At 69.4% G+C, this 12,098-nt stretch carries 14 protein-coding genes; 6 read left to right on the top strand and 8 right to left on the bottom strand.

Annotated features, from left to right (window positions below):
- Positions 1-3: 3 nt before the first annotated feature.
- On the bottom strand, positions 4-546 hold the full coding sequence (locus V2W30_RS21060; RefSeq protein WP_338698684.1) for a YbjN domain-containing protein: 543 nt from the start codon (positions 544-546) through the stop codon (positions 4-6).
- 220 nt (positions 547-766) lie between these two features.
- Entirely contained in the window at positions 767-3,370 is a 2,604-nt protein-coding gene (gene clpB, locus V2W30_RS21055) for an ATP-dependent chaperone ClpB (RefSeq protein ID WP_338698682.1), read from the bottom strand.
- Between the two features lie 153 nt (positions 3,371-3,523).
- Between clpB and V2W30_RS21050 the strand changes: the two genes are divergently transcribed.
- Positions 3,524-3,946 carry a pyridoxamine 5'-phosphate oxidase family protein gene (locus V2W30_RS21050; RefSeq protein WP_338698680.1) on the top strand — a complete coding sequence of 141 codons (423 nt, stop codon included), beginning with the start codon at positions 3,524-3,526 and terminating at the stop codon, positions 3,944-3,946.
- Positions 3,947-4,054: 108 nt separating this feature from the next.
- On the opposite strand, the gene V2W30_RS21045 is transcribed toward V2W30_RS21050, so the two are convergent.
- Together V2W30_RS21045 and V2W30_RS21040 are read right to left on the bottom strand one after the other, a co-directional pair.
- Positions 4,055-4,408 carry a hypothetical protein gene (locus tag V2W30_RS21045; RefSeq protein WP_338698678.1) on the bottom strand — a complete coding sequence of 118 codons (354 nt, stop codon included), beginning with the start codon at positions 4,406-4,408 and terminating at the stop codon, positions 4,055-4,057.
- Entirely contained in the window at positions 4,405-4,596 is a 192-nt protein-coding gene (locus V2W30_RS21040; protein WP_338698676.1) for a hypothetical protein, read from the bottom strand. Before V2W30_RS21040 ends, V2W30_RS21045 begins: the two co-directional genes overlap by 4 nt.
- A 130-nt stretch (positions 4,597-4,726) precedes the next feature.
- On the opposite strand from V2W30_RS21040, the gene V2W30_RS21035 reads away from it, so the two are divergent.
- Together V2W30_RS21035 and V2W30_RS21030 are read left to right on the top strand one after the other, a co-directional pair.
- Positions 4,727-5,752, top strand: coding sequence for a helix-turn-helix transcriptional regulator (locus tag V2W30_RS21035; protein WP_338698674.1), 1,026 nt, complete (start codon positions 4,727-4,729; stop codon positions 5,750-5,752).
- Positions 5,752-6,726, top strand: coding sequence for a LuxR C-terminal-related transcriptional regulator (locus V2W30_RS21030; RefSeq protein WP_338703711.1), 975 nt, complete (start codon positions 5,752-5,754; stop codon positions 6,724-6,726). Before V2W30_RS21035 ends, V2W30_RS21030 begins: the two co-directional genes overlap by 1 nt.
- Before the next feature lie 67 nt (positions 6,727-6,793).
- On the opposite strand, the gene V2W30_RS21025 is transcribed toward V2W30_RS21030, so the two are convergent.
- Positions 6,794-7,918, bottom strand: coding sequence for a substrate-binding domain-containing protein (locus V2W30_RS21025; protein WP_338698673.1), 1,125 nt, complete (start codon positions 7,916-7,918; stop codon positions 6,794-6,796).
- A 179-nt stretch (positions 7,919-8,097) separates the two neighbouring features.
- A complete protein-coding gene (locus tag V2W30_RS21020) occupies positions 8,098-8,496 on the bottom strand; it encodes a nuclear transport factor 2 family protein (protein WP_338698672.1) in 399 nt (132 codons plus the stop codon).
- Between the two features lie 254 nt (positions 8,497-8,750).
- Between V2W30_RS21020 and V2W30_RS21015 the strand changes: the two genes are divergently transcribed.
- Positions 8,751-9,530 carry a calcium-binding protein gene (locus tag V2W30_RS21015; RefSeq protein WP_338698671.1) on the top strand — a complete coding sequence of 260 codons (780 nt, stop codon included), beginning with the start codon at positions 8,751-8,753 and terminating at the stop codon, positions 9,528-9,530.
- An 81-nt stretch (positions 9,531-9,611) separates the two neighbouring features.
- Here the strand turns inward: V2W30_RS21015 and V2W30_RS21010 are convergent, their stop codons facing one another.
- Together V2W30_RS21010 and V2W30_RS21005 are read right to left on the bottom strand one after the other, a co-directional pair.
- Positions 9,612-10,118, bottom strand: a complete 507-nt coding sequence (locus V2W30_RS21010) for a hypothetical protein (protein ID WP_338698669.1) — start codon at positions 10,116-10,118, stop codon at positions 9,612-9,614.
- A 34-nt stretch (positions 10,119-10,152) separates the two neighbouring features.
- On the bottom strand, positions 10,153-10,533 hold the full coding sequence (locus V2W30_RS21005) for a helix-turn-helix transcriptional regulator (RefSeq protein WP_338703710.1): 381 nt from the start codon (positions 10,531-10,533) through the stop codon (positions 10,153-10,155).
- A 659-nt stretch (positions 10,534-11,192) separates the two neighbouring features.
- On the opposite strand from V2W30_RS21005, the gene V2W30_RS21000 reads away from it, so the two are divergent.
- Entirely contained in the window at positions 11,193-11,690 is a 498-nt protein-coding gene (locus V2W30_RS21000; RefSeq protein ID WP_338698667.1) for a hypothetical protein, read from the top strand.
- On the top strand, positions 11,687-11,878 hold the full coding sequence (locus tag V2W30_RS20995) for a helix-turn-helix domain-containing protein (RefSeq protein WP_338698665.1): 192 nt from the start codon (positions 11,687-11,689) through the stop codon (positions 11,876-11,878). The genes V2W30_RS21000 and V2W30_RS20995 overlap by 4 nt, the downstream gene beginning before the upstream one ends.
- Positions 11,879-12,098: the final 220 nt, after the last annotated feature.

The following is a 12,098-nucleotide window of genomic DNA, read 5'->3' as shown; positions in this document are numbered from 1 at the left end:
GAACTACTCCGCGTCGTCACCGGGCTTCTCGTCGGTCTCGGCGGAGTCGACGTCGGTCTCCAGACCGAGCTGCTCCACGAGCCAGCGGTCGAACTCGATCGCCGCGCGGACCCAGCTGACGGTCGACGACACGAAGTGCTCCAGCGAGACGCCGGTGCCGATCAGCATCTGGGCCTCGCCGATGAGGCGGACCGTGCCGTCGTCGTGGGTGTGGCTGTAGACCTTGGGCCACAGGGTGCGCCGGTTCCAGTCGTCGATGGACTCCAGGAGCTGCGGCTTCACCTCGATGGTGTGCGGCCGGTCGTAGAACGTCCGCACCGAGAAGACCTGCTGGTCGCCCTCGCCGCGGAACATGAAGTACGTACGGAACTCCTCCCACGGAGCCGCGAGGTCACCCTCCTCGTCGGTGACGTACTTGAGCTCCATCTGCTCGAGGAGCTGCTTGACCAGGTCCTGGTCGGGAATGACGGGGCCCGCCGGTCCCGCCCCCTGCTGCGGTTCGGGCTGTCCCCCGAAGTTGGGAATCGAGGACGGATCGATAGACAAGGTTCCTGCTCCTGACTGACTCTGGTTTCGGCCCATCGTACGGACCTCCCCGCGCTGCCAGGGTGCCCAGTGCGATGCATTGGCAGCCCCAGCCTCGCATCTTTGCGCCCCCGGGGAAACGCCCGTCCGCACGACCCCGCGAAAGCGCTGTCGCCCGCCCGCACGGCCGCATGCCGGAGGTCCCCCGCGCCGACGGCGCGGGGGACCCCTGACGCGGCGGTTACAGCGTCTTGCCCGTGGCCGCGCCCACGATCAGCCCGTCGCCGAAGGTGTCGACCTTGACCGTGTCCCCGTCCACGACCTCGCCGGACAGGATCTCCTTGGCGAGCCGGTCGCCGATCGCCGTCTGGACGAGCCGGCGCAGCGGCCGCGCCCCGTACGCCGGGTCGTTGCCCTCGGTCGCCAGCCAGTCCAGCGCCGCGTCGCTGACGTCGAGGGTCAGCCGGCGCTCGGCGAGCCGCTTCGCGAGGCGCCCGATCTGGAGCGAGGCGATCCGGCGCAGTTCGTCCTTCTCCAGCGCCGAGAAGACCACGAGGTCGTCGAGCCGGTTCAGGAACTCGGGCTTGAAGGACGCCCGTACGACGTCCAGGACCTGCTGCTTCTTCTCCTCCGCCGAGGTCAGCGGATCGACCAGGTACTGCGAGCCGAGGTTCGACGTGAGGACCAGGATCGTGTTGCGGAAGTCGACCGTGCGACCCTGGCCGTCGGTCAGCCGTCCGTCGTCGAGCACCTGGAGCAGGACGTCGAAGACCTCCGGGTGCGCCTTCTCGACCTCGTCGAGCAGCACCACGCTGTACGGGCGACGGCGCACCGCCTCCGTGAGCTGGCCGCCCTCCTCGTACCCGACGTAGCCGGGCGGCGCACCGACGAGCCGCGCGACGCTGTGCTTCTCGCCGTACTCGCTCATGTCGATGCGGATCATGGCCCGCTCGTCGTCGAAGAGGAAGTCGGCGAGCGCCTTGGCGAGTTCGGTCTTGCCGACACCCGTCGGACCGAGGAAGAGGAACGAACCGGTGGGCCGGTCCGGGTCGGCGATACCGGCGCGCGTACGGCGTACGGCGTCGGAGACGGCCTGGACGGCCTCGCTCTGCCCGATGAGCCGCTTGCCCAGCTCCTCCTCCATCCGGAGCAGCTTCTGCGTCTCGCCCTCCAGGAGGCGTCCGGCGGGGATGCCGGTCCAGGACGCGACGACGTCGGCGATGTCGTCGGGCCCGACCTCCTCCTTGACCATGGTGTCGCGCGCGACCTCCTCCTCGGCCTCGCTGGCCTCCTCCAAGTCCCTTTCCAGGGACGGGATCTCGCCGTAGAGGAGCTTGCTCGCGGTGTCGAAGTCGCCGTCGCGCTGGGCGCGCTCGGCCTGCCCGCGCAGCTCGTCGAGCTTCTCCTTCAGCTCACCGACGCGGTTGAGGGACTGCTTCTCCTTCTCCCAGCGGGCGGTGAGTCCGCGCAGCTCCTCCTCCTTGTCGGCGAGATCGCGCCGCAGCTTCTCCAGGCGCTGCTTGCTGGCGGGGTCGGTCTCCTTGCCGATCGCCAGCTCCTCCATCTTCAACCGGTCGACGGCGCGCTGGAGTTCGTCGATCTCGACGGGCGAGGAGTCGATCTCCATCCGCAGCCGCGACGCGGACTCGTCGACGAGGTCGATGGCCTTGTCGGGAAGGAAGCGGGAGGTGATGTACCGGTCGGACAGCGTGGCCGCGGCGACCAGCGCGCTGTCGGCGATCTGGACCTTGTGGTGGGCCTCGTAGCGTCCCTTGAGCCCGCGCAGGATCGCGATCGAGTCCTCGACGGACGGCTCGGCGACCAGCACCTGCTGGAACCGCCGCTCCAGCGCCGGGTCCTTCTCGATCCGCTCGCGGTACTCGTCGAGCGTCGTCGCGCCCACCATGCGCAGCTCACCGCGCGCGAGCATGGGCTTCAGCATGTTCCCCGCGTCCATGGCGGAGTCCCCGCCGGCGCCCGCGCCGACGACGGTGTGCAGCTCGTCGATGAACGTGATGATCTGCCCGTCGCTCTCCTTGATCTCGGAGAGGACGGTCTTCAGGCGCTCCTCGAACTCGCCGCGGTACTTCGCGCCCGCGACCATCGCACCGAGGTCGAGCGAGACGAGCCGCTTGTTCTTGAGGCTCTCCGGCACGTCCCCCTTCACGATGCGCTGCGCGAGACCCTCGACGACGGCGGTCTTGCCGACGCCGGGCTCGCCGATGAGCACGGGGTTGTTCTTGGTCCGCCGGGACAGCACCTGCACCACGCGCCGGATCTCCTGGTCCCGCCCGATGACGGGATCGAGCCGTCCCTCGCGCGCGGCGGCGGTGAAGTCGGTCCCGAACTTCTCCAGTGCCTTGTACGACCCCTCGGGGTCGGGTGTCGTCACCCGGCGCCCTCCCCTGATCTTCGCGAAGGCCTCGGCCAGCTTCTTCGCACTGGCCCCATTCTCGTTCAGTACCTCACCGGCGGCCCCGCCCTTGGCGGCAATGGCGATCAGCAGGTGCTCCGTGGAGAGGAACTCGTCGCCCAGTTCCTTCGCGCGCTCACCGGCGTCGGCGATGACCGCCAGCAGGTCGCGGCTCGGCTGCGGCGGTGCGACGGTCGACCCGGTGACACTGGGCAGGCCCGCGAGCACGCGCTCGGCGCCCTCCCGCACCCGTACCTGATCGGCGTCGACCGCGGCCAGCAGGTCGGTGATGTTCGCGGTCTCCTCGGCCCGCCCCTCCAACAGGGCGAGCAGCAGATGGGCCGGGGTCAGATCCGGGTGGCCCCCGGACACGGCCCGGCTGCTTGCCGCGTTGATCGCGTCGCGGCTCCGGTTCGTCAGCTCGGCGTCCACGTGCCTGTTCTCCTCCACGTACGTATGTCTGCGTCAATCCTGACCTGTCCAACGTACACAAAGTTGAGTCTATTCCACTCAAGGTGGCGTGAGCGGCCTGAGCGGCCCCTCACGGACAGGCCCCGGACGGACAGGTCCGATAAATTCGGCGCCATGGCCAAGCGGATCGACCTCCACCACCCCGACGCCGACTTCCTCACCTTCTGGCAGGAACGGCATCTGTGCACCCTGACGACCCTGCGCCCGGACGGCACACCGCATGTCGTGCCGGTCGGCGTGACGTACGACGCCGAGCAGCGGGTGGCCCGGGTGATCACGAACAAGGCCAGCCGGAAGATCGCCCACATCCTGGAGGGCGCGCCGTCGGCCCGGGTCGCCGTCTGCCAGGTCGACGGGCGGCGCTGGGCGACGCTGGAGGGCACGGCGACGGTCCGCACGTCACCGGACGACGTGTCCGACGCCGAGCGCCGCTACGCCGAGCGCTACACGCGCGCCCCGCGCCCCAACCCGGACCGGGTGGTCATCGAGATCGCGGTGGACCGGGCCACCGGCAACGGTGTCTTCACCGCCGGGTAGCCGCACCGGCTCGGCACAAACTGCAGCGGCGCCACCGTGTTTCAGGTCCACGGTGACGCCGCTGCGGGGGGAAGCACCTGCGCGATTTACAACGACGGGGGAATCGCGTCAGGCACTGCGGGGGGTGGCTGTGGTGCGGGACGGGACATCGGAGGCCTCGACCTCGGGTCCCGCGTCCCCGACCAGCTGGTGATCCCGCTGGTCGAGATTGACGAAGATCATTCCGTACCGGACGACGGTCCGCACCGGCTGCGGCGCCCCACGGGGCCGGCGCAGACACCGGTAGGCCCGGATGTCGTCCCCCTCGTCCCTCGCCACGATGATCGGCTCCCCGAAGAGGGTGACCATCAGCGAGTCGCCGGGGTTCGGGATCGCCGTCACGAGATCGATCGTGTGCCAGCCGGAGCGGTAGGCGATCGCGAGTTCGCGGCGGAGTGATCTGTCGTCGGGTGGGGTGATCATGCGGCTACGTCCGTCTTGCTCTCCGAATCGATCACCGGGGCGCCGCCCCAGTGCAGATCCGGGGGTGCGATGGCCTGCACACCCGTGGCGCTGCTGCCCCAGTGCAGGTCGAGCGTGCTGACAGCACCCAGCGCGACCCCGACAGAGAAGGCAAGAGCGAGCGCTGACCGAACCATCTTCTTGCACATAGCGGGCCTCGTCCTCACTTCCATGGCTACTCTCCCCCGGCACTCATGACGATGACTCATTCAGTCACGCAAACACCACAGAAGCGATGCATCATGTTCCTGCACGTTCAGGACCCTGGGGGGTGGAGGAATGAGACCAGAAGACGCAATTCAGACACATCCTCATCCGGTGACTGAACTGTGCGGGGAGGGACGACGCCTTTACGCCAGTGCACTCCAGTCTGGGCGCATCTCCCGCGAAGAGGCCACCACAGCACCATGCCTCATGGAGTTCGCCCTCCTGCACCCGGATCCGGACGACGCGGAGTGGCTGCGCCCGGTTCCCCCCACGGCGGCGCTGACCCGACGCCTGCAACCGCTCGAAAGAGAGATTCAGGAGCGCCGGACGCTAGCGGTCGAACTCGCCGATGCCTTTGAGCCATTCATGGCCATCAGCGCGCAGGGGCGTCCGACGGCTCACTCCATCACAGTGCTGGAGGGATTCAGCCGCATCAACGCGGCCATAGAACTCGCCACGACCGAGTGCGAGTCAGAGATCCTGACCGTGCAGCCCGGCGGCGGCCGCAGCGAGTACGCGCTGACCGAGGCCATGAAGCTCAGCAAAGGCGTCCTGGAACGCGGGATCACCATGCGCACCCTGTACCAGCACACAGCGCGCCACAGTCAAGGGACGTTGGCGTACGCGCAGGTCATGGCGGAGGGCAATGTCGAGATCCGCACGCTGGAAGAGCTCATCGAGCGGTTGATGATCTTCGACAGGACCGTGGCGTTCATCCCCGCGTCCGACGACCGCGACACCGGCCTCCAGGTCGCCCTGGAACTGCGCCATCCCGGTCTCGTCGCGTACTTGGCGAAGGTCTTCGAACAGCTCTGGCAACGCGCGGTGCCGATACTGGAGGACGCGGCCCCCTACGCCCCGCCCATCGACGGCGTCACCGGAGTCCAGCGCTCCATAGCCAAGCTCCTGGTCGAAGGGCACGTGGACGAGGCCATCGCCAGACGTCTCGGCATGAACGTACGCACCTGCCGCGCCCACATCGCCAAGATCGCAGCGACTCTCGGCAGCGGAAGCCGTGCTCAACTGGGCTATCTGATCGCACGATCGGGGATCCTCGACCAGGAGCCCGGGACGCCGAGCAAAGAGAGCCACACGTGATGGTCGAACCCCACACCCACGCAGCGGGAGAACTGTGCGACGCGGCCCTGAGCGTGTACTCGCGGGCACTACGAGAAGGAAGAGTCGCCGCCAGGGAGGCGGACCGAGCGCCGTGTCTCAGATCGTTCGGACTCCTCAAACAGGACGCCGACGATCCGCAGTGGATGCGCCCCGTCCCGCCGGCCGTGGCACTTCCCGGTCTACTGCGGGCGGTCGAGGAGAACATCACCCTTCAGCGCACCCGGGGTGAGAAGCTCGCGGCGTCGTTCGCCCCACTGATCGCTCTGGACGCGCAGCGCGCCGCCGTCCCCGACGGGCCGATGGTCAGCATCGTGCTGGGCCTCCACCGGATCAACGACGCCATCCAGGAAGCCTCCGAGGAGTCCTCCGAGGAACTCCTGACCATTCAGCCCGGCGGTCCGCGCCCCCCGGAGCTCCTGGCCAGTAATCGACCTCGCGAGCAGCGACTCCTGGACAGGGGCGCACGCATGCGGACGCTGTACCAACATCCCGCCCGCCACTACCCGTCGACCCTCGCCCACTTCGAGCGGCTCAGCGGCGACGTCCAGGTACGCACCCTCGACGAGGTGACGGAGCGGCTCATCATGCTGGACCGCAAGGTCGCCTTCATCCCGGCCAATTCCGACCGCACCGTCGCCATGGAGATCAGGCACCCGGCACTGATCTCCTATCTGGCGACGACCTTCGACCGGCTGTGGCGGCTGGCCACACCGCTGTTCCCTCAGGACGCGGGTGAGGAGTCGACGCCGGGGGAGATCACCACGCGGCAGCGGACCATCGCCACCCTGCTCATCGAGGGACACACAGACGCCGTCATCGCCGAGCGCCTCGGGATGAACATCCGCACGGTCCGCGTCCACATAGCCAAACTCGCCGCCACCCTGGGCAGCGACAGCCGGGCTCAACTGGGCTACCTCATCGGCCAGTCAGGGATTTTGGACGAGACGAACTGACGAATCGCACCAGCCCCGCCCGCACGGCGGCGGGCTGCCCCTCCGCCTCGTCCTCAGCCCTCCGTAACTACTTCGTCAGACCCGCCTCCGCGCACGCCGCCTCGTACTTCGGCGTGCAGATCTCCTTCACCGAGAAGATGCCGTCCTTGATCACGGTGCTCTTGATGTTCTTGCGGGTCAGCGCGACCACACTGACGCTCGCCGTGCGGATCTGCTTCGTCGTCGGGCTGTCCGTGGCGTTCATCGCGAGCGCCTCGAACTCGATCGAGCGGCCCTGCGCGATGCGCACCGCCATCTCGGCCGCGGTGGCCGCCTCCTCGGGGTACGGCTTGTAGACGCTCATGTACTGGTCGCCCACGAGAATCCGCTGCACCGCGGCGAGTTCGGCGTCCTGGCCGGTGATCGGGGGCAGGTCGGTGACGCCCGCGTTCTTGAGCGCGGTGATGATGCCGCCGGCCATGCCGTCGTTCGCGGAGTAGACACCGGCGATGTGGTCGGCGCCGATCGACGTGATGGCCTGTTCCATGGCCGTCTGCGCGTTCTTCGGCTTCCAGCCGACGATGTCGGACGACTTGGCGATCGTCACCGCGTCGCCGAGCTCCGCGCGGGCGGCCTCCTTGAAGACCGCCGCGTTCGGGTCGGTGGGCGCGCCGTTGATCATCACGATCTTGCTGCTCTTGGTGGCGCCGGAGCCGAGCGCCTCGAGAAGGGCCTTGCCCTGGGTCTGGCCGACGAGCTCGTTGTCGAAGCCGACGTACGCCTCGACCGGGCCCTGCGCGAGACGGTCGTACGCGATGACGTGGATGCCCGCGTCCTTCGCCTTCTGCACCGACGCGGCGATGACCTTGGAGTCGACGGCGTCCACGAGGATGGCGTCCACCTGGGCGTCGATCATGTCCTGCATCTGCCGCTTCTGCAGGAGCGCGTCTTCTTTCGCGTTCTTGTAGATCAGCGTGCCCTTGCCCGAGGTCAACTTGGCCACCGTCTTCATGATGATGGGGTAGTCGAACTTCTCGTAGCGGGCGGTCTCACGCTCCGGGAGGAGCAGACCTATCTTGACATCGTTGCCCTTGCGAGCAGGCGTGTCGGAGTCGCTGCCCCCGCCGGGCAGCACACCACCGCAGGCCGAGAGCGAGACCAGCAGGACGGATGCGGCGCCGACCATGGCGGCGGATCGCATTCGCGTGTTCATTACGGATACCTCCCTGACGTGGCCGCGACGATGCGACCGAGGTGGCTCGAAGCCAACTCGGCCGCCCACGCGGGGTCAAGAGATGAAGCCACACCGCAACGAAACCGGATCCGTTACTTCCCCACATGAAGCCAGATACAGCGGATTTCGGACATCCGGCTTCTGTCGTCACCAGTCCTTCACGCTTCGGACACCTCGGCGGCCTCGGATGCCTGCGCCGGCACCCGGTCGAGGAATCCGTGGACCGCACGGATCCGGCCGTCCTCGGCGAGCTCGACCACGTCGAACCCGGCGACGGGCGCCGACCCGTCCGCCCGCGACACCAGCTCCCAGCCGAACCGCGCCAGCCGGTGGTGCCCGTCCACCGCGCCGAGCCGCCGGAAGGCGAACCCCGGGAACTGCTCGTGCGCGGCTGCGACGACGGCCGCGATCCCCTCGTGCCCCGCGACCTCCGCCAGCGGGTCGGTGTAGCTGCCGTCCTCGGTCCAGGCGGCGGCGACCGCCTTGGCGCGCTCCTCGGACGTACGGGCGTTCCAGGCCTCGAAGTAGCGGGCGACGGCGGTGTCGTGAGCGTTCATGGCGAAAGCCTCCAGGGATTCCGTGTCCGGGACCCGGAGCCCGAGCGGAGTGCGCCGCCCGGGTTCCGGTGACTTCAGAGTGCCGGGGCGGCGTGCGGGGCGCGATTACGTGCCAGGTAATGCCCGGTGCGCGCAGGCCCGGCGCACGCACCGGCCGCCGCACAAGGGCCGTACCTGCCTCGTACAACCAACCCGCCCCGCCGCACGTCTTCTCCTCGCCCGGACCGAGATCCGGCTCACCTGCCTGGAGAACCATGCGCATCCGTACGGCCGCCACCGGTGCCCTCGCCGCGAGCGGCACCCTCGCACTGCTCACCCTCCTCGCCCCCGCCGCGCAGGCGGACACGCACAAGGGCGACACCACGTTCACGTCGGTGACGTTCAGCACGTCGACCGTGAACGTGGGCGTCAGCGCCGCGCGGTCGCTGACCGTCGTGGCGACCGCCAAGGACGACTCCGGGATCAAGGGCATCTACGGCGGCAAGCTGATCAGCCCCGACGACCACATCGCCTTCCCCCACGCGGCCACCTGCACCCGGCCCACGTCGACGACGATGAAGTGCACCTGGACGTACTCCTTCGACGCGAACGACAGCGACGACTACGCCGACCTCCAGAACACCCGGGCGGGCACCTGGCACCTCGACGCGGAGGCCGCGGCCTACGACACGGACTTCTACACGCTCGACAGCAGCAGGTCGGTGAAGGTGAAGCGGTACGCCAAGCTGACCACCACCCAGGCGAGCCCCGAGCCCGTCGCCAAGGGCCGCACCCTGACCGTGACCGGCGCCCTGACCCGCGCGAACTGGAACACGAACGTCTACGCCGGCTACACGTCCCAGTCCGTGGCCCTTCAGTTCAAGAAGTCCGGCTCGTCGACGTACGCCACCGTCAAGAACGTGACGACGGACAGCGCGGGCAAGCTGAGGACGACGGTCACGGCGAACGCGGCGGGCACCTGGCGCTGGAAGTTCGCGGGCACGAGCACCACGAGCCCGGTGACGGCCACCGGCGACAGCGTCGCCCTGAAGTAGCCCTCCCACGTCACACGGTCCTCGACGCGGCGGGGCCGGCCCCGGGAATCCCCCGCTGTCGGGCCCAGCCGCACCCCGCCCCTACTCCGGCGCCGGGCGCGCCTGGGGTCGGGCTGTCGGGCGGGGTGGGGGCGTGGTCCCGCGGGGCCAGGCGGGGCGGTGCGGCATGAGGTCGCGTACGTTCGCGTCGGGGACCGTCGGGAGCGGGGCAGGGCCGCCCGTTCCGGGTTCCACCGCGTCGTCGTAGCGGTCGTGGCGGGGCTCCTCGACTAAGTCGGGGGCGCGCTCCGGGAACGTCAACAGCCGTGCGGGGACGGCGTTCTGGGCGGGTGGGGCCGGGGGCTCGCCCGCCGCGTGGCGGGCGTGCTCCTCCCAGCCGAGGCGGAACCAGACGACCTGCTCGCGCTCCATCTCGTCGACCGTGACGATCCGTACCGCGCGTTCGCCGAACTCCGCTATCTTGCGGCCCAGTTCGACCAGCAGCTCCCCCGTGAGGCGTGCGGCCCCGTCCGTGGCGCCCGTGTCGGACGAGTCCCCCGTGCCGCGCGTGGACGCGTCCGTCCGTGCGTCGACTCTGTCGCGCCCCATATGTCCCCACCCTTCCACCCCTCCCCAGGGGCGGTCACCTGTTCATCGAGTCACCGCCCGGCAGGAACTGCTTCGCCACCCTGACGAACGTCTCCCGCAATTCGGGCGGTACGCCCATTCTGCGGGCAGCCTCCTCGGGCGTCAGACGCGTCCCTTCAGCGGACCCGTTCCCTGGATTCCCTTCCTGCGTCCCGCCAACCGGCAGATCCTCCTCGGAGAGCCGGCCGGAGCGGATCAGTACGTCGCGCAGCGGCACCCCGAGCGCCACGGCCAGGCGGCGCATGGTCTCCAGGTCGGGCATGCTCTGCCGCTGCAACAGCCTGCTGACGGCCGCCCGGTGCACCCCGGCGTCGTCGGCCAGGCGGGAACGGCCGCCGCCGCGCGGGCTGTCGATGGTGTAGCCGCGCTGCCGCATCAGGTCCTCGATCCAGCCCGCGAACGCGTCGAGCCCGGCGCGCGCCGCCTCCTCCGCGTCGTCCCGTTGATCCGGGTCGGTGTGGGCGCGTGCCCACGAACTGCTGCCCATGACGTTGATCTCCCCTCGTCGCGGGCACAGCGTACCGAGCGCGCACGCACGATAGGTGTGCGCACGCGCACGCAGAGGGAGACCTTGACACCAACTCCATTAGCGGAAGCCTCTTTTGGCGCTCACACCTCGCTCCTCTCCTTCGTCTCTCGACTCCCTGTAGTCGCTTGCGCACGCGCACGCATCATGCGACTCTGATCGCGCGTTCGCTTTTCTCGAACAAATGTTCCCATACGTGGGGAGGCGCTGCACGTGTTCAGCCCTGCAACTTCTTCGAAACCCCTATTGAGCAGGGGTTTTCCACTTCACGACGACGAGCTCGACTGGCGCAGATCCGCCGCCTGCGCGTCCCTCCCCTCCCACTACGTCTTCACTCGCGACCCCACCGACGCCGCCCATACGTTGCGAGCGTGCAACCAATGTGCGATCCGGGAGCTGTGCGAGGCCGTGGTCGACCCCGCGCACACCTGGTTCGACGGGGTCAGCGGGGGCCGGCTGTGGCGCAACGGACGCGAGGTGCCGGTACGGAGCGCAGAGGAGGATGTGCGATGAGTGGCTCCGCCGCGACGCTGTGGCTGCACACCCTGGCCGAGCGATTTCCGCTGCTGCTCGCCGAGTTGGCGCCCTCCAGCGGCCGCACCCTGCGCGAGCGGAGCGGCCCGGACTCCGGCGGCGGTCGCGCACCCGTCCGGCTCTACGTGTCCGACGCCCTGCGCGACATCACCGACGGGGTCGTCGAACTGGAGGAGGCCGTGCGCGAACGGCTCGGGCTGCGGCCCGCGCGGCCCGCACCCGTCGTCGTACGGCTGCGACGGCTCGCCGATCTCGCCGGGCGCGTCGCCGAACTCCCGGACCTGGACGCCCACTTGGTCAGCGAGGCACGGCGGATGGCCGCCCGCTGCGGACGCGCCGTCGGCGACCCGGAGCAGCTCGTGCGGATCGCCGGGCGCTGCCCCGCCTGCGATTCGGTGTCCCTGCGGGCCCTGCCGGAGCGGGCCGTGGTGATGTGCGTGAACCCCGTGTGCCGTCAGGAGGTCCGCGCGTGAGCTGCTTCATCACCGGCGAGCTCGCCGCCGCCGAAGCCGGCGTCGCGCCCGCCACCATCCGCAAGTGGGTGCAGCTCGGCCATCTCAAGGCCGCCGGGAGACAGGGGCGGCGGCTCATGTACCGGCTTGAGGACGTGTTCGCCGCTGAGCGGATCGCGCGCGGCAGAAACACCGACACCTCCGCCTGACACTCAACCCACCGCGACAAGAGGGCCCGCTGACGTCATTCGTCAGCGGGCCCACTCGCGTTCCCGGGCCCCCAACAAGGGCTCTGAGTAGGCGAGTTGCGGGATCCGGGGCCCCCGATCACACTGGGAGCAGCGGCAGAGCTGCGCCCGGAACCCCGGGCGGCGGACCTGCCGCTTCGTGTTGCCCGGACCCCTCGTCGCAGTCGCGGTCCGGAGCGTG

This window comes from Streptomyces sp. Q6 (assembly GCF_036967205.1).
In the GTDB taxonomy this organism is placed as follows: Bacteria; Actinomycetota; Actinomycetes; order Streptomycetales; family Streptomycetaceae; genus Streptomyces; species Streptomyces citrinus.
The sequence above is the reverse complement of the archived record's forward strand: the minus strand, read 5'-3'. Positions and strand labels throughout refer to the sequence as shown.